The following is a 23,836-nucleotide window of genomic DNA, read 5'->3' as shown; positions in this document are numbered from 1 at the left end:
TCTTAGTCGTTTCCCAGACTAAAGGTGAAGTGGTATTAGGAATTATGATTTTCAGCTTTAAAGCGATCAAAAATGTCGGTGAAGGCAGCGGCTAGACGGATCGGGTCATGCACCCCAGGTTGTCCTCGAAGAGCAATATCTCGAATAAATAGTTTGCCGCCCAAGTCACGAACTGCCCGGCCTAATGCCCCGTAATCCTCGTTTAATTTCGCCGAGGCGAGAACTGCGTCGAATCTTAATTCGGGGGCATGATGAATCAGTGCATTAAGGTGATCTACTTGGTTCATTCCCGTAGTTTCTCCCCCGTCATGATCACCTTGTTGCTCCAAATTTAGAACCAAGATTTTCTTCGCCCTAGTCTGACAGATTTCGGTTCTCAGTTCCGGCACCACTAAATGCGGGATCAAAGATGAAAACCACGATCCTGGCCCCATCACTAGATACTCGGCATCATGTACTGCCTTTAGGGTTTCTTGAGGCACGCTGGCATTGTTCGGAGAAACACTAACTGTTCTCACCCGCCCTTTAGTTTTCGCCACAGAGACTTGGCCAGTGACTGTTTGAAGACCGTCCTCGAACTCGACTTCCGCAGAAATAGTTAAAGGTTCATTTGCCATAGGAAGTACTCGACCTTGGGCACCAAGCAATGCTCCAACTCTATCTAAACCTGCTACCGGATCAGCCAGAATATCCCAAAGAGCAGTGATTAACAGGTTGCCGACGCTATGCCCATCGAGTTCCCCGGTTGATTGGAATCGATACTGTAGCACGTCACGCCAAAGGTGACCCCATTGGCTATCGGCGCAGAGCGCAGAAAGCGCCATACGCAAATCCCCCGGAGGCAAAATACCAAGTTCCTCGCGCAAGCGACCAGAGCTACCACCATCGTCAGCTACTGTCACCACAGCTGTGAGCTTTGCAGTGAGGTGACGTAATGCAGATAAAGTGGCATACAGTCCATGGCCGCCACCTAAGGCGACTACTCGTGGGCCCGGCCCCACTTGGCCTACCGTGCCGAAACTTTGGTACATCGGTTCCATGATCTATTCCTTACCCAAGTCGCGGTGCAAGGTTTTGACCAAATAGCCGTGTTCTCTGAGCGCATTCGAAAGATACTCTGCCGAAGCCACCGATCGGTGCTTGCCGCCAGTACAACCCACCGCGATCGTGACGTAGGGTTTCAGTTCGGCCAAATATCGGTTGAGCACTGGAGCGTAAAGTTCGGCCCAGCCATCTAGAAATTCTTTGGCACCGGGCAAAGCCAATACGAAATCAGATACTGCTTTATCTCGCCCATTTAGGTGCCTTAGCTCGGTCACCCAATATGGATTGGATAAGAACCGCATATCCACCACAATATCTGCGTCCAAAGGCAAACCGTACTTGAAGCCAAAGGACATGACATTCAAATGTAACGGACGCTCACGATGCTTACCAAGAATGTCGTGAATCCTACGAGACAGTTCAGGATTAGACAGGTTAGTGGTGTCAAGAATGAAATCAGCTTGACGACGGAGGGGCTCTAGCAGTCGCCGTTCGGCCATTAGTGCATCAACAATCCGACCATCTCCTTGTAGGGGGTGAGGACGTCGATTTGCTTCAAAGCGTCGGACCAAACGAGCCGAGTCGGCCTCGAGGAAAAGAATCCGGTAGGCGATTCCCATTTGAGCAAGTTCTTGCAGCACACCTTCAAGTTCGGCGAAATACTGTTTGGAACGAACATCGACAACTGCGGCCAATAAGTGAACGCCCTCGCCATTAGGGGTCATCATGCCCGCTAAGGCAGGCAACATGCGTGGAGGCAAGTTATCAACCACGTACCAACCTAAATCTTCCAAGGCGATACCAGCAAGTGAGCGCCCCGCCCCAGACATACCAGTAATGATTAGTAGTTCTGGGTCCTCAGGTGGTGGTGTTGGCCCTTTACCTGAATCAAGCACTGGAACTCCTTCAGGAAAAGTCTCTTCTTCGTTATCTTTGGAAGTAGTTGACTGCTTTAACTCTTGTTCGAGTTCCTCGCTCATGGCTTTTCCTTCCCACTGATTACCGAAATCGCATCGCTAGCTTGAGTAGCACGTTTACGGGCATTTTCAATGTCAGTTCCGCGAGCTAAAACAACCCCTAGTCGGCGTCCCTGATGAGCTTCAGCTTTCCCGAAAAGTCGCACATCGATTTCTGGGATCGACATGGCTTCGGCTAAACCGGTGAACTGGGGATTGTCAATCTCGGATGGAGATTTAATTACTGCACAAGCACCGGCATGATCGGCTTTGGTGTCAACTGGCAAGCCCAAAATGGCTCGAGCATGAAGATCGAACTCGGAATAGCGTTGGGTAGCCATGGTGACCATCCCCGTGTCATGTGGGCGTGGGGAAAGTTCGGAGAAGATTACGTCATCGCCTTTAACGAATAGTTCGACGCCGAAAATGCCGCAACCGCCTAGTGCCGTGGTTACTTGGTGCGCAATCATTTGGGCGCGAGCCAAAGCAGTATCACTCATCGGTTGGGGTTGCCATGATTCCACAAAGTCCCCTGACACCTGTCGATGACCAATCGGATCGCAATAGCTGGTGACGATTTCGTCCGTCACGGCATCGCGTGAGCGCACAGTCAGCAGAGTAATTTCGTAATCAAAATCGACTTTGCCTTCGACAATGACTTTTCCGGTATGAGCTCGAGCGTCTTCGGAAGCAAAGTTCCAGGCAGCTTCGACCTCGGCAGGACTTTCTACATAAGATTGACCGTGCCCAGACGAAGACATAGTCGGTTTAACGAAGCATGGGAAGCCCACCTTTTCGGCACCAGCTTGTAGTTCTTCCAGCGAACCGGCAAAAGCGAATGGCGACGTGGGTAGACCAAGCTGGTTTGCCGCCAGATCGCGGATGGCCTGGCGGTCCATGGTGATGCGTACGGCATCAGGGGTAGGGATCACGGTGATCCCAGTTTCGTCTTGAATCTGCTTGAGGGCGCTAGCAGCGATGGCTTCAACTTCTGGCACAATCAAATCGGGCTGGACTTCTGCCACAACTTCGGCAAGTTTTTGGGCATCGGTCATATCGAAGACATATGACGCGTGGGCAACCTGCATTGCTGGTGAGTTTTCGTAGCGATCAGCCACATGCACTTCTACCCCAAGGCGTTGGGCGGCGATAGTTACTTCTTTGCCTAGCTCTCCCCCGCCGAGCATTAAAATGCGGGTTGCGCCTGGGGTTTTGGCGGTTCCGAGGACAACTTCAGTCATTTGGTTTTCCTTCCGTCAGGGCCAGGTGAATGGTCTGGGCCAGGTTGTTGCTAATGCCTTTCAGCGCTGCGATATCTTCTACTTTAGCGGCCTTGATTGCTTTAATCGTGCCGAAATGGCTGAGAAGTATTTTTTGCCGTGCCGGACCTAAGCCAGGAATCTCATCGAGCTTAGATCGAGTCAGCGATTTAGAGCGTTTTTGCCGGTGATGGGTAATGGCTTTTCGGTGCGACTCATCGCGCAAATGTTGCAGGAGATATAGTGCCGGGCTCTGTCTTGGGAAAATAATTGGGAATGGTGTATGTGGCATCCAAACTTCTTCGAGTCGTTTTGCCAAGCCAATCACCGGTAAATCTACGTTAAGTTCCGCCAATACTTCTGCTGCCGCATTTACCTGTGGTAAACCGCCATCGATCACAAGCAGATCTGGTTTATAGGCAAATTTCTTTGGTCGTCCTGTTTCCGGATCGATCAAGTCGGAGTTTGCATTTTCCGGGCTAACTGGTCCAGAAACCAGTTGATTTTGCGAGGATGTGTGGGCCGATTCTGCCAGACCTTGAGATGAGTTAGATTGGTGCGTTTCCTTGGTATCTAGCTGGCCGAGGTCGGGTTTGTCCGCTTTGACCGACGGCGAGGAGGTCAAAGCGGCGCCCTCGGTAAGCAACCGAGAGAATCTGCGGGTGAGTACTTCCTTCATGGCGGCAGTGTCATCGAGACCACCTTCACCGTTTTGTCCTCGGACATTAAATTTGCGGTACTCGCTTTTACGCGGTGCCCCGTCCTCGAACACCACCATGGAAGCCACTTGGTTAGTCCCTTGTAAATGAGATACGTCGAAGCATTCGATGCGAAGTGGTGGTCGCTCTAGATCGAGCAATTCAGCTAGACCTTCGAGGGCCAGAGAACGCTGCGTCAAATCAGCAATCCGTTTGGTCTTGTGTAGGCGCAAGGTATCTGCCGCATTTTGGTTTGCTGTCTCTAGCAATGCTTTCTTGTCACCGCGCTGGGGCACGGTAATAGTAACTTTACTTCCGCGTCGTTCCCGCAACCACTGTGACATGGCCTCTTGTCCGGCAAATTTTTCCGTGACTAAGATTTCGCCGGGGATTTGAGAGGTTGAAAGGTGCGCGACATCGTCGACCGAACGCGGTTGTTCAATCAGCCTGCGTTGTTTCGGGCTGGCAGCCACGATGGGGAGCTCGCCGTAAAGATATTCCAAAGTGGAAGTGATGACCTGTCCGGTGGCATCGGCGGCTGGCGGATTTACCACCCAGCCACGGACACCACGGATTCGACCACCACGCACGTTTAGTACATAGACGCCAATCTCTAGTTCATCTTCGCACAGCCCAATGACATCTACGTCGGTCCCATCGGCTAGGACGACAGCATTCTTTTCGACCACGGTTTTAAGCGCCACAATTTGGTCTCTAAGCTTTGCCGCTTTTTCGTATTCGAGGTCTTCGGCTGCAGCGTTCATTTGTTTGGTCAGGTCGCGAATCACTGGACCGGTAGAACCGGCCATGAAGCGACAAAGCTGGTTCGCTAGTTCCCGATGTTCTTCCACACTAATCCAACCGACACAGGGTGCCGAACACTTACCAATATGCCCGAGCAAACAGGCACGATTTCGCCGTTTTGCCGAGGCAAAGACGTTTTTGGAACAGGTGCGCACCGGGAAAATCTTTAGTAGCTGTTCCAAGGTTTCGCGAATGGTCCAGGGCTGTGGAAACGGACCAAAATATTGCACCTCTGGTTTGCGGTTACCGCGCATGACCATTGCCCGTGGATAGACCTCGTTCATGGTCACAGCCAGATATGGAAAGGACATGTCGTTGCGGTTGTACATAACATTGAACCGCGGCGAAAATTCTTTAATCCAAGAGTATTCGAGGGTAAGAGCTTCTAATTCGCTTCCGACTACCGTCCACTGCACACTAGAGGCGGTATGCACCATCTTCTGAGTGCGTTCATGGAGCTTAGAGGGATCTTGGAAATATGAAGTAAGACGATTGCGCAGATTCTTCGCTTTACCTACGTAGATAACGCGACCTTCAGGATCACGAAAACGGTAGACTCCTGGTGAAGTGGGGATATCACCAGTTTTGGGTCGATAAGATTGAGGATCTGCCACCTAAAAAGATTAAAGCTAGAAGCTACCTTCAGGCGATTTATTTCGGTTTCACAGGTCTCAATTTCGCGTGACGCTAAGCTAGCGCGGGAAAATTTGAGGAAAAAGCCATAAGATTCTGCATGTTAGCTCTGCTTAGGGATATTGAGAGAAAGAGTCCGCAGATGTTTGATTCCCCCCAAGCCGCCATGGATTTCATTCGTGAAAATGAAATTGAATTTGTTGACGTTCGTTTCTGTGACCTTCCAGGGATGCAGCAACACGTAACTATTCCGGCTGAAACCTTCGATGAAGATATGCTCTCTGAAGGCATTATGTTCGATGGCTCTTCGATTCGTGGCTTTACCGCTATTCACGAATCCGACATGCGTTTGATGGCCGATGTTTCGACCGCATTTGTGGACCCTTTCCGCCAAGCTAAGACCTTGGCGGTTTCTTATTCCATCGTGGATCCTTTTACCCAAGAACCTTTTTCTCGTGATCCTCGCCAGGTAGCCGCTAAAGCGGAAGCTTATCTTCGTTCCACTGGGATTGCTGATACTTGTTATGTGGGTGCCGAGGCCGAGTTCTACTTGTTTGATTCGGTACGTTACGACGTTAAACCTCATAGCTCTTTCTATGAACTTGATTCGCGCTCGGGCCCGTGGAATACCGGACGGGAAGAACCAGGTGGTAACAAGGGTTACAAGACCCGTCATGGTAGTGGCTACTTCCCTGTTAGCCCTTACGATCAGTTTGCTGATGTGCGTGATGCTATGGCCAAGAACATGGCTCTAACTGGTCTCCAGGTCGAACGTGGTCACCATGAGGTCGGCGCTGGCGCGCAGCAGGAAATCAACTATCGTTTTGCTTCTCTACTACATGCCGCAGACGACATGCTCAAGTTCAAGTACGTTATTAAAAACACTGCTTGGCAGCATGGTTTGACTGCGACTTTCATGCCTAAGCCACTCTTTGGGGAGGCCGGTTCGGGTATGCACCAGCACTTCTCGCTTTGGAAAGATGGTCAGCCTTTGTTCCATGATGAGAGCGGCTACGGTGGCTTGTCCGATATGGCTCGCCACTTCATCGGCGGCTTGCTAGAACACGGTCCGGCTTTGTTGGCTTTCACGAACCCATCGGTTAACTCTTACCGTCGTCTCGTGCCAGGTTTCGAAGCGCCAGTTAACTTGGTTTACTCGGCTCGTAACCGTTCTGCCTGTATCCGCATTCCAGTGACCGGTTCATCCCCGAAGGCTAAGCGCGTGGAATACCGCGTACCAGATCCATCGGCTAACCCCTACTTATCCTTCTCGGCCTGTTTGTTGGCTGGTATTGACGGTATCCGTCGTCGTTTGGAGCCAGCCGCCCCCATCGATAAGGATCTCTACGAACTTCCTCCAGAGGAATACCATGACATTGCTAAGCTTCCGACTTCACTTGAAGCCGCGTTGGAAGCTTTGGAAGAAGACAATGAATTCCTCACTGAAGCAGACGTCTTCACCGAGGACTTGCTAGAAACTTGGATTAACTTCAAGCGCAAGAATGAACTCGAACCGATGCGGGCACTGCCTCATCCACAAGAGTTCGCGATGTATTTCGATCTCTAAAGATAAAAAGTGGTGGGATTGAGTTTCGGCTCAATACCACCACTTTTTGCATCTACTTCATTTTGCCACAAATTGCAAATGCACTAGTGTATTGGTTTATTTTTCCTTTTTTTGGGATGCTCGGGAGTTGTACTACTTTTCGCCTGCCGAACTCGTGGTGACATTACCGCTTTACCCCCGAGTGAAAGATTTGACTGTTGATTAGTTTCCTAAATAAAAAGAGCAAAATCAATCCGGTGGTTCCACCCGTTGATACTTTGGGGGAACTGTTTTCTGCCAGGCTAAAGCGTACTCCTAAAGCTACCGCCGTATATAAAAAAGATCCGGTTGGTGGTGAGTGGTTACCACTGACCGTTAGCGAAGTATCTGCGCAGCTTGATGCTGTTTCTCGGGGTCTTCTCGGCTTAGGATATAAAAAGGGCGACGCTATTGCGATTTTAGGTGCAACTTCCTTGGAATGGATGTTACTCGACGTTGCAGCAGTGTCTATCGGATTAATCAGCGTTCCAATCTATGAGTCAGACTCCCCCGCCCAAATCAGGCATATTTTAACTGATGCCCAGATCCAAATGGTGGTTACCCAAACTGTCGGTCAAGCTGCTTTGGTCAAAACCCAGTTAGAGGCTTTAGGAACAGAAAAAACTCCAGTTTGGGATTTCGAGGACGGAGCCCTCGCGAAGATTTCCCAGGCAGGTTCAACGATCTCAGATAAAGAGTTGAAAGCCGCAAAGAACGCGGTTAAGGGTGAGGACCTTGCCACGATTGTTTACACCTCAGGGACGACCTCGACCCCTAAAGGGGTGGAACTTACCCACTACAACTTCGCCAAAACTATCTACGATATTCAGTTCATTGCGCCTAAACTTTTGCTGGACCCTGAGGCGACCATGTTCTTGTTCTTACCTACTGCGCACGTGTTAGCTCGGTACGTGCAGTTCGCGATCCTCGCTTCGGCACCAGCACTTGCGCACGGACCAAATATTAAGAACTTGGTTAGCGATATGCAGTCGCTTAATCCGACCTCGATTATGGTCGTGCCCCGGGTGCTAGAAAAGATTCGCTTGGCCGCGCGCAACCAAGCTCCAAGCGGAGTAAAGAAACGCCTCTTCAACTGGTGTGAAAAACAATCGATTGCCTATTCAAAGGCGCTCGAGGAAGATGGCCGTCCACCACTGGCACTACGCCGTAAACACGCTTTAGCCGCAAAATTAGTTTTGTCCAAGATCAAGTCCCAGTTTGGTTCGGGAATTGATCTAGTGGTTTGTGGTGGCGCTCCTTTAAATGCAGAACTTGGGCATTTCTTTAGAGGCATCGGGCTCGACCTGATTGAAGGCTACGGCATGACTGAAACCACCGGCCCAGCAACTGTCAACCGTCCTGGTAAGGCCATCATGGGTACCGTCGGTACGCTGCTACAAGGCACCGAGGTTAAGTTCACCGAACAGGGCGAGATTTTGCTTCGCGGTAGCCAGATTATGCGCGGCTACCACAATCTTCCGGAAGAAACCGCCAAGGCCTTAGACGAGGACGGGTGGCTGCACACCGGCGACCTCGGGCATATGGGACCGGAAGGACACGTGATCATTACCGGCAGAGCAAAAGACGTTATCGTCACTGCTGGCGGCAAGAACGTGGCTCCAATTCCACTCGAGGACGAGTTGCGTTCCCATCCGTTGATTTCGCAGGCGGTCGTCCTCGGCGATCAAAAGCCGTTCATTTCCGCTTTGATTGTTTTGAACCAAGAGGCGCTCCCGAACTGGTTTAGAAACCATAATCTACCGTTCGTTGATATTACTGCTGCTTTGGCCGAACCGAAGTTGAAAGCAAGCCTACAAAAAGCGGTTGACCGCGCCAATAAACTTGTGTCTCGGGCGGAATCGATTCGAGAATTTAGGATTCTACCTGGCGACTTCACCGAGGCTAACGGTCTGCTAACCCCTTCTTTGAAGGTAAAGCGTGCGGCGGTAATTGCCCGATACCAAGATTTGGTTGACGATATTTATCAAGGCAAGAAGCGCAAATAAACGCACCTATTTGGGCGAGCTAAGAGGATACTTTTGGCCTTTGGTTAGAAGAGTTCCTCGTTGGCAAAATATCTGGCGCTCTCTAGCTGCAAAAGGAACGACTTACGGTCTGTGCCACCGGCATACCCGGTGAGTTGACCATTAGAAGCAATCACTCGGTGGCAGGGAACGAAAATCGACAAGGGATTGGAGCCCACAGCTTTTCCCACCGCCCTTGCTAGGGAAATGCCGCCAAGCGAGGTGGCGATATCGCCGTAAGTGACTGTTTCACCGTAGGGAATTTGCTGAAGTTTTTTCCAGACATCTCGATGAAACTGGGTGCCACCTTGAAACTGCAAGGGCAGATCGAAGGTGGTGCGTTCCTTACGGAAATACTCGTCGAGTTGAGCTGAAGCGTCAAGGAATAGTGGCGAGAGCGGCCCTACTAAAGGACCAAGCTGTTTGGCCGAGGGCATGGGTGAGTGATCTGGGAAGTACAACCCGACGATCACATCGTCATCAACTACTAAGGCGAGGTCCCCGATTGGGGTGGCCACTAAAGTATGACGAACCACCATGTACGCTCCTTCGTGCTTGCCTGGGAACTAGTTTACGTGGCTAGCGCGACTTTTTCCCTTTGGCTAGCAGCGGTGCCAAATATTGCCCGGTGTAAGAGCCAGCGACTTTCGCTACTTCCTCTGGAGTACCGGTAGCAATTACTTGGCCACCACCGGCACCACCTTCGGGTCCCATGTCGATAATCCAGTCGGCACTCTTGATAACGTCAAGGTTGTGCTCAATTACCACTACGGTATTGCCCTTGTCTGCCAATGATTGCAGCACCTTGAGTAGTTTTTGGATGTCTTCAAAGTGCAGACCGGTGGTTGGTTCATCGAGGACGTAAATCGTGCGTCCATTCGACCGCTTGTGCAGTTCGGACGCTAACTTGACGCGCTGGGCTTCACCGCCGGACAGCGTGGTTGCTGACTGCCCAAGGTTTACGTAGCCGAGGCCGACCTCGACTAGCGTGTTGAGGTGACGGGCAATCGCAGGCACGTTCTCGAAGAACTGTGCGGCCTCGGCGATGGACATATCCAAGACTTCGGAAACGTTTTTGCCTTTGTAGTGCACTTCGAGAGTTTGCTGGTTGTAGCGCTTGCCGCCACAAACCTCGCAGGGCACATAGACGTCGGGCAGGAAGTTCATTTCAATCCGGATGGTGCCATCGCCCTTACAGGATTCACAGCGTCCGCCCTTAACGTTGAAGGAGAAGCGCCCTGGACCATAGCCGCGAACCTTTGCCTCTTGGGTGGAGGCGAAGAGTTTACGCACGTGGTCCCACACCCCAGTGTAGGTGGCCGGGTTGGACCGTGGGGTACGACCGATCGGCGACTGGTCGACGTGCACAATCTTGTCGAGTTGGTCGGTTCCGGTGACAGTTTTGTGTCGGCCAGGCACCAAACGTGAACGGTTTAAGGTCATTGCAAGCGAACGGTAAAGAATCGAGTTCACTAGCGTAGATTTGCCGGAGCCACTGACCCCGGTGACGGCGACGAAACAACCAAGTGGGAAAGTTACGTCCACATTCTTGAGGTTATTTTCACGGGCGCCCTTGACGGTAATTTGGCGCTTTTTATCGACCTTACGGCGCTGGGTGGGCACCTTAATTTCTTTTTTGCCACTGAGGTATTGCCCGGTGACAGAACGTTCGCACTCGAGGATGCCCTTGACTGGTCCAGAGTAGACTACTTCCCCACCGTTAATGCCAGCTAGTGGACCGATGTCAACGATCCAGTCGGCAGCTTCAATGGTTTCCTCGTCGTGTTCGACCACGATCAGGGTATTGCCAAGATCGCGCAAGCGTTCGAGGGTCGAGATGAGTCGGGTGTTATCGCGCGAGTGCAAGCCGATGGAAGGCTCATCGAGGACGTAGAGTACGCCCACTAGCCCTGAACCGATTTGGGTGGCGAGGCGAATACGCTGAGCTTCGCCACCGGAAAGAGTACCGGCAGCGCGCGACAGCGTCAGGTAGGTCAGACCCACATCCTGCAAGAAGCGCAAGCGGGCACGAACTTCGATCAGAATCGGGCCGGCGATTTTTTCGTCGCGACCAGTTAGTTCAAGTTCATCGAAAAACTGGAGGGCGTCGCTGACGGCTAGATTGGAAACTTCCGCGATTGATTTTCCGCCGATGGTGACGGCCAAAACTTCAGGTTTGAGACGGGCACCTTGACAGGTCGGGCATGGGACTTCGCGCATGAACGCGTCGAGTCGTTCCAAGGAAGAAGCGGATTCAGTTTCATCTCGCTTGCGTTCAATGTAGGCGATGGCACCTTCGAAGCCGGAAGTGTACTGTCTGGTGCGACCCCAACGGTTACGGTATTTGACATGGACTTCAAAGTCTTTACCGTGCAAGATGGCTTTGCGTACCTTAGCCGGTAGCTTGTTCCATGGGGTATCGAGGTCGAATCCCATTTCTTTGCCTAGGCCTTCGAGCATTTGTAGGTGATACTTATTGCCACTACTCCAAGGGCCGACGGCACCTTCGCGAAGGGTTTTACCTTCATCGGGAATTACTAGTTCGGGGTCTACTTCGAGGCGCATCCCGATCCCGGTACAGGTGGGGCAAGCACCGTAGGGAGCATTGAAAGAGAAAGTGCGTGGTTCGATTTCGTCGAGCTGAAGGGTGTGCTCGTTGGGGCAGGAACGTTTTTCGCTAAAACGACGGGTACGCGCTGGGCTGTCTTCTGGCTCTGAGACAAAGTCTGCTACCACTAGACCTTCGGCCAGTTCGAGGGCGGTTTCTACCGAGTCCGTCAGACGAGCTTTAATGCCCTCTTTAATGACAATACGGTCAACGGTCACGGAAATGTCGTGCTTGAGTTTCTTTTCCAGCACAGGCGGGTTGTCGAGCCGAACGTCTTCGCCGTCGACTTTTGCTTTCGAGTAGCCCTTAGCCTGAAGCTGCTCAAATAGTTCGGAGTATTCGCCTTTTCGCCCACGAATCACTGGTGCGAGGATCTGCACTTTGGTTCCGGCTGGGTAGGCGGCCAATCGCTCAACGATCTGTTCGGCACTTTGCGAGGTAATCGCCTCCCCGCACTCGGGACAATGGGCTTTGCCGGCGCGAGCGTAGAGCAGACGTAGGTAGTCGTGGATTTCAGTGATGGTACCGACCGTCGAACGTGGATTTTTCGAGGTCGATTTCTGGTCGATGGAGACCGCGGGTGAAAGACCGGCAATGAAGTCCACATCGGGCTTATCCATCTGTCCCAGGAACTGCCTGGCGTAAGAGGAAAGGGATTCCACGTAGCGGCGTTGGCCTTCGGCAAAAATGGTGTCGAAGGCGAGTGATGATTTTCCCGAACCAGATAGACCGGAGAACACGATCATTTTCTGGCGCGGCAGTTTCAGGTCAACGCTTTTGAGGTTGTGGGCCCGAGCCCCTTGCACGATTAGTTCTTTTTCCACCTAGATAGTTTATCTAGTGCACTGACCGCCCTCGGGGTTCAAAGGAAGAATTCCGCGAACAGGGAGCGAATGGTGTGACACGCCACCACGAGAAGAGTAAGCTAGTGGTATGAATACTTTCACTGTCGAATATGTATATGCCACTGATCAAGCCGAAAAAATGGATGCCTTGCGTCCCGATCACCGTACCTTCTTGCGTGGTCTGCACGAACAGGATGTCGTCGTAGCAGTTGGTTCTTGGGCCACTCCAGCTCCCGGTGCCTACGTCTTCTTGCGGGCCGAGGATGAAAGCGAAGCCTTGGAGCTACTAAATAATGATCCTTTCTTGATTAACAATCTGATTGTTGACCGTAAGGTGCACCCGTTTAACCTGGTCATCGGCCTCGGGAAGTAAGTTTTGGCTAGCCGTTTGTCGCGGCTAAAGCTTGACCGTTTTTTGCTGGTGCTCATCACCATTTTGGTGGTGGGCATCGCTATTCCTTTCCCAGCTCCCCTAGTAAAAGGCATTACCCTGACTTCCAAAGTCATGGTAACTATCCTATTTTTCCTTTATGGGGCTAGGTTGGAGACTGCCCAAGTAATTGCTGGGCTAAGGAACTTGAAACTACAAGCTTTAGTCTTTGGATCAACCTTCCTAGTTTTTCCACTTTTAGGTTGGATTTCATATCCCATCATGCAGCAAGTGGTGGGTAGTAATCTGGCGATTGGGTTCTTTTTCTTGACCCTGCTTCCTTCGACTGTACAGGCCTCGGTTACCTTCACCTCCATGGCCGGAGGCAATGTGGCAGCAGCAATCTGTTGCGCCACAGTCTCGAATACGGTTGGATTAGTGCTCAGCCCATTTTTGGCGTCTAAGTTACTGCCGGTTTCGGGGGCAACGGTGGGTGCTACAGGTCAGCTGAAAGTGTTGGGGATGCTGTTACTCCCCTTTATTTTGGGCCAGCTCGTGCAGCCTTGGATTGGGGACACCATTCGGAAATATCATAAGGTCACTGCTATTACTGACCGAACCACGATTGCCTTCATTGTGATGGGCGCAGTTTCGGGAGCCACCTTGCAGGGGCTTTGGTCTTCGATTCGGCTTTCGCAGATTTTTATTCTGCTAGCGGCTTGTGCCGTACTTTTAACCATTATGTTGGCTTTTACTTGGTACGTTTCCAAAGCAGCCAAGTTGCCTTACGATGAGCGGATCGTAGTGCTGATGTGTGGTTCCAAAAAGTCATTGACTACCGGCCTGCCCATTGCTCAGGTGCTTTTTAGCGCCCAGGTGATCGCCTCAGTAACTATCCCAGTACTTTTATTCCACCAGTTGCAGTTGTTCGTTTGTTCTTCCATTGCTGCAGTCTTAGGGGCAAAGGCACGAGGACGAGCTGAGGTGGGAGCCCAAAAGTAAAACAGCGGGCAAAATCAAACAAAGCTTAAAAACTACGTTGAGCTAAACGATACGCAAATAGAAAACCGACGTGGTTCCTGATTATTTTGGAACCACGCCGGTTTTTTGCTTGCTATTTCAACTGGAGCGATGGTTACTTCATGGCTTGGCGTTTTTTCACGATTCGCGACACGATTTCAATCAGCACTGCAGCGACTACACAGATCAGGGCGATATTGACCCAGTCAGCATAGGTAGGCAGGTGCAGGTCGAACCATTTGCGTCCGTGACGAGTCAAAATGATCAGTACGGCAGTAGCTGCCATCAACACCAGCAGTCCGATTCGCCACCAGACCAGCGGCCTGGAAAGCACAGAAAGCAAGAACAAGGCAGTTACCACGACTACCACGGTGGCGGCGGTGGAAGCCACGGCCTCGCCCTCGAAGAACAAATAAACGCTCAGTGCGGCGGCGGTAATAATAACGCCAGCGGGTATCGCCAATGAGAGCGTACGACGTAAGAAGCCTGGCCGGTAACGCTGGTTGTTTGGAGCCATCGCGAGGAAGAAGGATGGGATGCCGATAGTTAGCGATCCGATGATGGTTAGGTGCCTTGGCAGGAACGGGTAAGGCAACATGAACAAAGCCACCACGACGGCGATCAGTGCCGCATAGGTCGTTTTGGTGAAGAATAGGGCCGATACTCGTTCCATGTTGGCAATGATCCGTCGGCCTTGGGCCACCACGTTTGGCAAGGCACCGAAATCACCATTGAGCAAGACTAGTTTGGCAACCGCTTTAGTAGCGGCCGCACCATTACCCATGGCAATCCCGAGGTCGGCATCTTTTAGAGCCATGGCATCGTTTACCCCGTCGCCGGTCATAGCAACGGTGTGATCTTGGCTTTGCAGAGCGTGCACCATCGCGCGTTTTTGTTCTGGGGTGACACGTCCGAAGACATTGTGGGTGGCGATCTCGTGGGCAAAGGCTTCCGGGTCCGTGGGGAGCTCGCGGGCATCAATAGCTTGGACTTCTCCCCCGCCGATTCCGGCCCGCTTAGCAAGGGCTGCAACGGTTACTGGGTTATCGCCGGAAATGACCTTGACTTCGACTCCTTGCTCGGCGAAGTATTCCATGGTTTCTTTGGCATCTGGGCGAAGTTCTTCGCTGAGGACCACGAGCAGTTGGGCGCTCAGATTTGCGGGCAAATCATTACCGTTAAGCCCGGCCTCGCTACTAGCTAGAACTAACACACGGTCACCGTTTTGGGCATTTTCGTCGACTTTACTCAGAGCGTCCTGGTTATTTTCTTCGGCCCCGGCCAACACGATTTCTGGTGCTCCAAAGATCCAGGCTTGGTTTGCGAAGGCAGCACCGGACCATTTGCGCGCGGAGTTGAAGGGAATTTCCTCATCGAGGGTGGCCGCCTGTTGCTCGCCAAGAGCTTCTTGTACGGCTTGAGCGGTGGGATTGTCGCCGGCTGCAACCATGGCGGCAAGCACCTGTTTGGCGTCCTCGGCCAGCTTGGTATCTGAGGTCAAGGTGATGATTTCTCGAGGGCGAACTCCCCCAGAGGTCAAGGTGCCGGTCTTGTCGGTGCATAGCACATCAACTCGAGCCAAAACTTCTACGGCTTGCAGTTCTTGGACCAGTACCTTTTTACGAGCAAGATCGGCGGCTGCCACCGCAAAGTTGACCGAAGTGAGCAGCACTAGACCCTGCGGGATCATGCCTACAATCCCGGCGATGGCTAGCACAATTGCACGATCGAAACTGGCAGCTCCGTCAGTCCGTAGTTGCGACCAAATCAGCAGCGCCACAATGGGAATGATGCCAATAGAAATTACGCGCAGGACGGTATCGATACCGGCGCGTAGTTCCGAGTGAGCCTGTTTAAACTTTTTGACTTCGCCGGTGATTTTTTCGACGTAGAGTTCGGAACCAACCGCAGTGGTTTGGAAACGTCCCTTACCGGAGACCACCGCAGTACCAGAGAGGATAGGGTCGCCAACCTTTTTCTCTACAGGAACGGACTCACCAGTTAGCATTGACTCGTCAATTTCGAGTCCGCCAGAGGCCAAAACATAGCCATCAGTAGGAACCTGGTCACCTAGGGACAAGCAAACAATGTCACCTGGCACTAGGTCTACCCGGTCGATAGTCTGAGTTTTACCGTCACGAATGACTTTGGCAGTTGGGGTGTCGAGAATCGAAACTTTATCGAGGGTTCGCTTAGCTTTGATTTCGGCAATAATGCCAGTCGCGGCGTTAATTACCATAACGATGGCAAACAGCGCATCCATGGGTGAACCAAAGTAGAGCACAGTAACAGCTGCAGCGGTAAGAATGCCGTTGAAGACGGTAAAAATATTGGCCCAGATAATGCTCGACAAAGGACGCGAGGAGCGTCGTTTGACGTCATTGGTGCGATCTTGAGCTACTAGGGCCTCAACCTGCTCTGCGGTCAGACCGGTTTGTTCATCAGTGGGAGTATCCAACTGTGGAGGGGTGTAGTGTTCTGCGGCAATCTGGGCGCTCAACTTGATTCCTCGATCCGTCGATTCTTGTCTCTTTTATGATTGTAGCCGCAGCAAAGTCTTTTCAGCTGCGGCTACCCTCCGTGGATTTAAAATTTGGTTTTACTGTTCTGATTTAGCTTTGTTCTTGCTGTAAACCAGAGAAGTAATAATGGTGATCGTTAGAACCACAACGATGAATCCAAGCGAGAAGCCAATCGAGGGTTCCCAAACGTGGAAGCCTTCTCCCCCATTAATGAAAGGCAAGTTGTTTTCATGCAATGCGTGCAAGATTAGCTTGACCCCAATGAAGCCAAGGATGGCGGCCAAACCGTAGTGAAGGAAGGCCAAACGTTCCAGCATGCCATCAATGAGGAAGTAGAGCTGACGGAGCCCAAGCAGCGAGAAGGCGTTAGCAGCAAAAACCAGGAATGGTTCCTTAGTTAGACCGAAGATAGCCGGAATTGAATCAACTGCGAACATGACGTCGGCAGTACCAACCGCAATGATTACTAGCAACATTGGGGTGATGTAGGTTTTGCCGTCGCGACGAACCAACATGCGATCACCAACAAAGCCATCGGTGGTCGGTAGAATCTTGCGAGTAAAGCGGGTCAAAGCATTGTCTTGGTACTCTTCGCTGGCTTCTTCTTCTGAGTGCCCTTCTTCTACCCCGGACATCGCCTGCTTAATCGCAGTGTAGATCAAGAAGATGCCGAAAATGTAGAATACCCAGGCGAAACGTTCGATAATCACAACGCCCAGTAAAATGAAGATAAAGCGGAAAATCAGCGAAAGCACAATGCCGATTAGCAAGACTTTTTGCTGATAGGCGCGAGGGACTTTAAATGCCGCCAAAATAATCACAAAAACAAACAGGTTGTCTAGCGAGAGCGACCATTCAGTAACCCAGCCTGCCCAATATTGGGAAGCATGGTTCAAGTCCCACATGCCCCAAACAATAAAGCCGAAGCTTACCGCTAGAGCAATATAGGCAGCCGACCAAGTGCCCGCTTCCTTCATTGAAGGTGCGTGAGGACTACGAACGTGTCCCACAAAGTCAACGGTCAATAGCGCAATAATAATGGCGGATAAACCCAGCCATGCGAGTAAAGGTACTTCCATTTAAGGTCCTTTTCGGTACGTAGATATAGTGTCGTGCCGAAGGTCTCCTTCCGCTTTAGCTGCAATTCTTTGCTTTCAAGTAATGCCAAAGCCGATACACCGGGCGGTTAGCCGTGATGACGATGTACCTGTTGGTGGAAGTACTCCCCTCCAAGGTTATTCAGTTTATCTCATTTATCGTGACAACAGTCTTTTTTCCACAGTTACCTCAGTTACGCCTGAGATTTATTCTGCTGGCTAGTTTAAAAACTTGAGGCAAAACACGGCACTAGGCATTCCTCATTTGCCGTAGTTCTTTCTTGAGGTCAGCTAGTTCGTCACGCAGCCGAGCCGCCAATTCGAACTTTAGTTCGGCGGCGGCGCCCCGCATCTGCGCATCAAGTTCCTTAATGAGATCGACAAGTTCGGCTTCAGCCGCCGCTTTGCCCTTGTTGGTGGCTTGGCGAGAGGATTTCCCGCCCTCGGCCGTTTTGCCTTTACCAGTTTTGGTTTTCGAGGAGTTGCGGTAGCCTCCCTCGAGTAATTCTTTGGTGTCGACTTCTTCGCGCTGAAGCATGTCGGTAACGTCAGCAATCTTTTTACGCAGTGGTTGCGGGTCGATACGGTGCGCTTTGTTGTAGGCGATTTGTTTTTCGCGCCTGCGCTCGGTTTCTTCGATTGCTTGGGCCATTGCGGGGGTGATTTTATCCGCGTACATGTGGACTTCACCGTTGACATTTCGGGCAGCACGACCAATCGTCTGGATGAGCGAGGTGGTCGAGCGCAAGAAGCCTTCTTTATCAGCATCAAGGATGGCCACGAGGGAAACTTCGGGTAGGTCTAGGCCCTCTCGGAGCAGGTTAATTCCAACGAGGACGTCGAAGCTGCCTTGGCGTAGTTCGCGTAGCAGTTCGACGCGACGAAGGGTGTCAACATCGGAGTGTAGGTATTCGACCTTGATGTCACGATCGGCCAGATAGGTGGTGAGGTCTTCGGCCATGCGCTTGGTCAAGGTGGTTACTAGCACGCGATCGCCACGAGAAACGCGATCTTTGATGGTGTCGTAGAGGTCGTCGATTTGTCCGTCGGTTGGTTTGACCACGATTTTGGGGTCGACGAGGCCGGTGGGACGAATGATTTGTTCCACGTACCCGTCGGATTGTTCCAACTCGTATTTGCCGGGGGTGGCGGAAAGGTAGATAGTTTGGCCGATGCGTTCGAGGAATTCGTCCCATTTGAGTGGACGGTTGTCCATCGCGGAGGGCAGGCGGAAGCCGTGGTCGACGAGGGTACGTTTACGCGACATATCGCCCTCGAACATGGCACCGATTTGTGGCACGGTCACGTGGGATTCGTCGATGACAAGGAGGAAGTCGTCTGGGAAATAATCGAGGAGGGTGTGTGGCGGGGTGCCTGGTCCACGGCCGTCAATGTGCCTCGAATAGTTTTCGATACCGGAGCAGACCCCGATTTGCCGTAGCATTTCGAGGTCGTAGGTGGTTCGCATTTTCAGGCGTTGCATTTCGAGGAGTTTGCCTTGTTTTTCGAACTCTTTGAGGCGTTCTTCGAGTTCGTCCTCGATAGATTGGATGGCTCGGGCCATGCGTTCTGGGCCAGCCACATAGTGGGTGGCTGGGAACAGATAGACGTGGTCGGTTTGGCGGATAACTTCGCCGGTGAGGGGGTGGAGGTAGGCGAGGTTTTCGATTTCGTCCCCGAACATTTCGATACGGATGGCGAGTTCTTCATAGACTGGGATGATTTCGATAGTGTCGCCTTTGACGCGGAAGGTGCCACGCTGGAAGTCGATGTCGTTGCGGGTGTATTGCATGCCGACGAACCGGGCCAATAGTTGGTCGCGATCGATTTCCATGCCAACTTCGAGCGGCACCATCCTAGCCACGTATTCTTCTGGGGTACCGAGGCCGTAGATGCAGGAGACTGAGGCAACTACGACGGTGTCACGGCGGGTCAGCAGTGAGTTGGTGGCACTGTGGCGCAGACGTTCAACTTCGTCGTTGATTGACGAATCTTTTTCAATGAAGGTATCGGTTTGCGGAACGTAGGCTTCTGGCTGGTAGTAGTCGTAGTAGGAGACGAAGTATTCAACGGCGTTATGGGGCAAGAGCTCGCGTAGTTCGGCGGCGAGCTGCGCCGCCAGAGTCTTGTTAGGAGCCATCACCAGGGTGGGGCGTTGGGTTTTTTCGATTAGCCAGGCGGCGGTGGCGGATTTACCAGTACCTGTGGCTCCGAGGAGCACAATGTCTTTTTCCCCGTTTTCGAGGCGTTCCGCTAGCTCGGCGATGGCTTTGGGTTGGTCGCCGGCAGGCTGGAAGGGTGATTCAACTTTGAAGGGCGCTTCTTGGCGCACAATCACGTTGGTTTCTGCTAGGGCTGCACCTGGTTCTGGATAGATGAGATCGTTGTCTGGATTTTTCATACTAGTCTGGCTTGGGTGGTTCCTTGGACAGTGTGTCCAGTATCGTTCCAGCTATCCCTTCTTTGCTTATGGTCCAAAGCAGTTTTCTGCTTTTGTTCTTTGCTAACTGTTAGTTGCTTGCGAGGTTTTCGTCCTCGGTTAGTTTCTATCTTAGCTTAGGTTTTTCGCTCTATTTTTGGATTACGCCATCAACTTCAACGTGGTCTTCGTAGATCACAATCTGGTGATGTCTGACTGATTGGTCACCAAGTAAGTAGTTTCGTAATTGCGTGAAGCTAAAGGTGACTATGGCCAGGGCTATGCTTCCAGCTATTAGATAGACGAGGTTTTTCATTTTTTATCGCTTGTGGCGTGAGCTAACAGTTTGCTCAGATATGAGGCATTGTTTTCAAGGCTTTCTATTTTTCCACCATTGTTGACTTGCCAGTGAGAACGCGCGAGCTTTGCTTCATCAGCTAGTTGTGCTTGTATTCTTTTTTGCGCATCTGAGGGAGTAATCCCCCGTTCTTGTAGTCGCTTGATTCTGGTGTCGATTGGTGCGGTGATGGTGATGATTTGGGTGCATAGGTCATCGTATCCAGTCTCAAACATGAGCGGGACGTCAAGCAGGACGTGTTGTCCCCTCTGGTGTGCTTGCTGGATTTGTTGTTCGGTTTGTGCGCGGATGAGTGGGTGCAGAATGTTTTCGAGGGCGTTTTTCTGTTCGGGGTTGGTGAAGATTGCTTGGGCGAGGGCGGCCCGGTCGAGTTGACCGTCGATGATGAGTATTTCACCGAATGTTTGGGCGATAGCGGGGAGTGCTTCTCCCCCAGGTGCAGTGAGCGCCCGCGAGATTTGGTCGGCGTCAACTAGCGTCCAGTTCGGTTGTGCCGCTAGGAATGCTTTGGCGAAGGTGCTTTTACCGCTGCCGATTCCACCTGTTAGGCCGATGGTTTTTGCCTGTTGGGATGATGGCTTTTGGGCATTTTGGGTTAACCGACGGGCCCAGCTGTCTTGTTCGCTTAGCATGCTTTTACCTTTGGGGGTGGTCAATGTTGTCTCTATTTTAGTGTTTGTGCTTCTGGCCTGTCTTGGTTGACTTAGGGGGATTGACAAATAGGCTAGTCGTTTCGCTTTTGTTTTGTTTTTGGCGGCGTTTTGCTGCCTCTATTGTGCGCGAATAGGCCTCGGCGCACCTAACAGGTTGCTAGGTGCGCCGAGGAGGTTGTTTCTACCGGGTTACTTAACGATGTTGTTTTGTAGGCGGTAGAGGAAGGCAGCCATGGCTTCACGGCTGATTGGTTCTAGTGGACGGTAAGTTAGATCTGCCCAACCGGTGGTGATACCGGCAGTCTTGGCCCACTGGATGTGCTTGGCGAATAGGCTGTCGGCTGGCACGTCGACGAATACTTGATCTGCTTTTTCGATTGGTTTCAGGTTTGAGACCGCGCTGGAGCAGATGTTTTCGACGAGTAGGTTGGTGTCGATCTGGCAGGTGCGCTGTAGCATTGCGGCCATAGCGTCACGGTTGATATGTGCGAGTGGCCGGTAAGTGCCGTCGGCCCAACCTGTGGTTAGACCTAGTGCCCTGATTGCCATGATGTCCTTTTCGAATGGGTTGCCCTTGGTGTCAGTGAAGGTTTTTTCTTTGGACACCATTTCGTCAAGTTTTTCTTTCCCATCTTCGTTTAGGTGTGACCTGACGATGCGGGCGAGGAAGGCCGCCATGGCTTCACGGGTGATTGGCTGTAGAGGCCGGAAGGTACCGTCAGCCCAGCCGGTGGTGACGCCAAGTTCTTTGAGGAAGTTAATTTCTCCGGCAAAGGCGCTGTCAGACGTGACATCTTTGAAGATGTCACCGGCTGGCTTTTCAGCATGGCGTGGTGGGATCACAATGTTTCGTGACGAGTAGCTAAGCCCATAACCGTATGGGAGGGCTTTGGAGCCGGGCACGTCTGCGAGTGCGGGCACTGCTACGGGGAGCTGGCCGGTTGGGTTGATTACCCCAGCTAGGGCGCGGGCGGCACCGTCATGGTTGGGGTCCTGGTTGCCGTAAACGTTGAGTACTGCGACTGCGCTTGGTAGGGCGGCCGAGTCGTATGGTACCGAGGTTGCGACCACAATGACGGGTTTACCGGTGGCAGCCAACTGTTTCACGGCTTCGGCTTGCTCGGGCTGGTTGTAGGCTTTGAAGCTGGTGTAGATGATGGCATCTACATCCTGGGCCGCCTTTACTTGAGCAGCAATTTCGGCCTCGGTTGGGTTGAGCTTCGCTGTAGTTTCGAACTTGGTTTCAAATCCTAGGGCGTCTAGTTTCGGCTGTAGTTTCTCGGGGTTGCCGTAGGTGGAACCTGTGACGAGGACTTTTTGTCCGGCCTTTAGCGGAAGGATGTTGTTGTCGTTCTTGACTAGGGTCACCATCTTGCTGTCTACCTGGCTGGCCACAAATTGGTCTGCCGCGGTCCGCACATGTTGGGTAACTTCGTCTGGTTTGACATTTTTCTGGTCGAGGACGCCACGGCGTGCCTTCCAGGTGAGGACTCGTTTGACGGAATCGTCAATATGCTTTTGAGTGAGGGTGCCATCCTTGAGGGCGTTTTTGAGGCCATTGAAGGAGGCTTCGACATCGTAGGTATTTAGAACGATATCGGATCCTGCTTTGACGGCTTGTACTGTGACGCGGGAACGTATCTTCTTCATTAGGTCTACGCAGGCTTCTGCCTTGTCGGGAGCGGTGTTTTCTCCCCCGTTGAAGCTGGTGGTGCCTTTACACTTCCAGTTTTCGTAGTCCTTCTTTTCTTGTTCGCTCATGACTGCGAGCTGGGCACCTTCCATGTCAATGGCGTCAGTGGTGATGATCCCCTTGAATCCCATCTTGTCACGAAGTAGGTCAGTTAGGACCTTCTTGGAGAGAGTGGCAGGTTGGTCTGGGTCGACTGCGTTCACAATCACGTGTGCAGTCATGATCATGTCAACGCCGGCATCGATTGCGGCCTTGAAAGGTTTGAGGTGTTCGTCAAGGGTTTCTTGACCGTAGGCCACAACGGGAAGTGAGCTGTGCGAGTCGGTGGAGGTGTCTCCGTGTCCTGGGAAGTGCTTGGCCGTGGCCGAAACACCTTGGCTTTGATACCCGGTGATTTGGGCGGCCCCAAGTAGGGATACTAGTTCAGGGTTTGAGCTGTATGAGCGAACCCCAATTACTGGGTTTTGCGGGTTGGTGTTGACGTCTACTGTGGGAGCGAAGTCGACGTTGATGCCAACCGAGCGTAGTTCGCGGCCGTTGATTTCGGCTTGTTTTTTGGCGAGTTCTTCGCTGCGGGTTGCTCCAAGTGCCATGTTGCCTGGGAAATCGGTAATCGAGTGGCGTAGTCGTGCCACGATGCCACCTTCTTGGTCAACTGAGATTGCTAGTGGGATCTTTTTCCCGGTTGCTTTCGCAGCATCTTGCAGACCGTTGGAAAGGGTGGCTATTTGTTCGAGGTCGGCTGGGCTACCAATGTTGCCTGACCAGTTGAAGTATAGGACACCACCAAGGTTCCACTTTTTGACGGCCTCGGCTGGAGTTTTAACGTCTTGACCGAAAACGTTTTGATTTTTCTTCTGTTGTTCTTCGGTCACTTCGTTAGCGTTTGCCCCATAAACGTGGGTCCAAATTAGCTGGCCGAGTTTCTCATCAAGGGTTAGTGTCTTGAGAATCTCTTCCGCTTTTGCTTCGGCGTTATCGGTTGGGGCTGGTTCCGGGGTTTTGTCAGCGGCGAATGCTACGCTGCCTATCCCCATACTGGCAACCAGCGCACCAGCTACACCGGTGGCTAGGGTCGCTTTTACGATTCTGGATGGTTTTTTCATGACTGTGGTCGCTCCTTCGCGTCGTCGGTCAAATCCTTGAGAATGCCTCAAGAATTTTCAGTCTAGCACATCACAACAACGGTTTTTCTCTTTGTTTTAGCCAGTTATTACTTAGCTTCTACTCAATTCTGGAACGTTTGCG

General features: G+C 51.9%; 15 protein-coding genes. 4 read left to right on the top strand and 11 right to left on the bottom strand.

The window, feature by feature from the left end; genetic code table 11:
• Positions 1-35 precede the first annotated feature (35 nt).
• Genes BK816_RS04200 through uvrC form a run of 4 tightly spaced genes read right to left on the bottom strand, consistent with a single transcriptional unit; the run spans position 36 to position 5,375 of the window.
• Complete coding sequence (locus BK816_RS04200) at positions 36-1,040, bottom strand: gluconeogenesis factor YvcK family protein (protein WP_071164059.1); 1,005 nt, start codon at positions 1,038-1,040, stop codon at positions 36-38.
• Between the two features lie 3 nt (positions 1,041-1,043).
• Positions 1,044-2,024 (bottom strand): RNase adapter RapZ, encoded by a 981-nt coding sequence (gene rapZ, locus BK816_RS04195; protein WP_071164058.1) that lies wholly within the window; start codon positions 2,022-2,024, stop codon positions 1,044-1,046.
• Positions 2,021-3,241, bottom strand: a complete 1,221-nt coding sequence (gene purT, locus BK816_RS04190) for a formate-dependent phosphoribosylglycinamide formyltransferase (protein ID WP_071164057.1) — start codon at positions 3,239-3,241, stop codon at positions 2,021-2,023. The genes rapZ and purT overlap by 4 nt, the downstream gene beginning before the upstream one ends.
• The gene (gene uvrC / locus BK816_RS04185; RefSeq protein WP_071164056.1) at positions 3,234-5,375 is read right to left on the bottom strand and encodes an excinuclease ABC subunit UvrC; all 2,142 of its coding nucleotides are present in this window, start codon (positions 5,373-5,375) and stop codon (positions 3,234-3,236) included. The genes purT and uvrC overlap by 8 nt, the downstream gene beginning before the upstream one ends.
• A 161-nt stretch (positions 5,376-5,536) precedes the next feature.
• Here uvrC and glnA point away from each other — a divergent pair, with 161 nt between their 5' ends.
• Together glnA and BK816_RS04175 are read left to right on the top strand one after the other, a co-directional pair.
• Complete coding sequence (gene glnA / locus BK816_RS04180) at positions 5,537-6,961, top strand: type I glutamate--ammonia ligase (protein ID WP_071164055.1); 1,425 nt, start codon at positions 5,537-5,539, stop codon at positions 6,959-6,961.
• 197 nt (positions 6,962-7,158) lie between these two features.
• The gene (locus tag BK816_RS04175) at positions 7,159-8,985 is read left to right on the top strand and encodes an AMP-dependent synthetase/ligase (RefSeq protein ID WP_170299665.1); all 1,827 of its coding nucleotides are present in this window, start codon (positions 7,159-7,161) and stop codon (positions 8,983-8,985) included.
• A 44-nt stretch (positions 8,986-9,029) separates the two neighbouring features.
• Here the strand turns inward: BK816_RS04175 and BK816_RS04170 are convergent, their stop codons facing one another.
• Positions 9,030-9,542: a methylated-DNA--[protein]-cysteine S-methyltransferase gene (locus tag BK816_RS04170; RefSeq protein WP_071164053.1), complete on the bottom strand. Its 513-nt coding sequence runs from the start codon at positions 9,540-9,542 to the stop codon at positions 9,030-9,032.
• A gap of 40 nt (positions 9,543-9,582) precedes the next feature.
• Complete coding sequence (uvrA, locus tag BK816_RS04165; RefSeq protein ID WP_071164052.1) at positions 9,583-12,435, bottom strand: excinuclease ABC subunit UvrA; 2,853 nt, start codon at positions 12,433-12,435, stop codon at positions 9,583-9,585.
• A 109-nt stretch (positions 12,436-12,544) separates the two neighbouring features.
• On the opposite strand from uvrA, the gene BK816_RS04160 reads away from it, so the two are divergent.
• Positions 12,545-12,829: a YciI family protein gene (locus BK816_RS04160; protein WP_071164051.1), complete on the top strand. Its 285-nt coding sequence runs from the start codon at positions 12,545-12,547 to the stop codon at positions 12,827-12,829.
• 15 nt (positions 12,830-12,844) lie between these two features.
• Complete coding sequence (locus BK816_RS04155) at positions 12,845-13,828, top strand: bile acid:sodium symporter family protein (protein WP_170299664.1); 984 nt, start codon at positions 12,845-12,847, stop codon at positions 13,826-13,828.
• Between the two features lie 133 nt (positions 13,829-13,961).
• Here BK816_RS04155 and BK816_RS04150 read toward each other — a convergent pair whose 3' ends face one another.
• The 5 genes from BK816_RS04150 to BK816_RS04130 all read right to left on the bottom strand — a co-directional run bounded on the left by BK816_RS04150 (position 13,962) and on the right by BK816_RS04130 (position 23,694).
• Entirely contained in the window at positions 13,962-16,346 is a 2,385-nt protein-coding gene (locus BK816_RS04150) for an HAD-IC family P-type ATPase (RefSeq protein ID WP_236842357.1), read from the bottom strand.
• Between the two features lie 99 nt (positions 16,347-16,445).
• A complete protein-coding gene (locus tag BK816_RS04145) occupies positions 16,446-17,447 on the bottom strand; it encodes a TerC family protein (RefSeq protein WP_071164049.1) in 1,002 nt (333 codons plus the stop codon).
• A 268-nt stretch (positions 17,448-17,715) separates the two neighbouring features.
• Positions 17,716-19,866 (bottom strand): excinuclease ABC subunit UvrB, encoded by a 2,151-nt coding sequence (uvrB, locus tag BK816_RS04140; RefSeq protein WP_083379065.1) that lies wholly within the window; start codon positions 19,864-19,866, stop codon positions 17,716-17,718.
• Positions 19,867-20,196: 330 nt separating this feature from the next.
• Positions 20,197-20,874 (bottom strand): dephospho-CoA kinase, encoded by a 678-nt coding sequence (gene coaE, locus BK816_RS04135; RefSeq protein ID WP_083379064.1) that lies wholly within the window; start codon positions 20,872-20,874, stop codon positions 20,197-20,199.
• 210 nt (positions 20,875-21,084) lie between these two features.
• The gene (locus BK816_RS04130) at positions 21,085-23,694 is read right to left on the bottom strand and encodes a glycoside hydrolase family 3 N-terminal domain-containing protein (RefSeq protein WP_071164048.1); all 2,610 of its coding nucleotides are present in this window, start codon (positions 23,692-23,694) and stop codon (positions 21,085-21,087) included.
• Positions 23,695-23,836 lie beyond the last annotated feature (142 nt).

The organism is Boudabousia tangfeifanii (assembly GCF_001856685.1).
In the GTDB taxonomy this organism is placed as follows: domain Bacteria; phylum Actinomycetota; class Actinomycetes; order Actinomycetales; family Actinomycetaceae; genus Boudabousia; species Boudabousia tangfeifanii.
The sequence above is the reverse complement of the archived record's forward strand: the minus strand, read 5'-3'. Positions and strand labels throughout refer to the sequence as shown.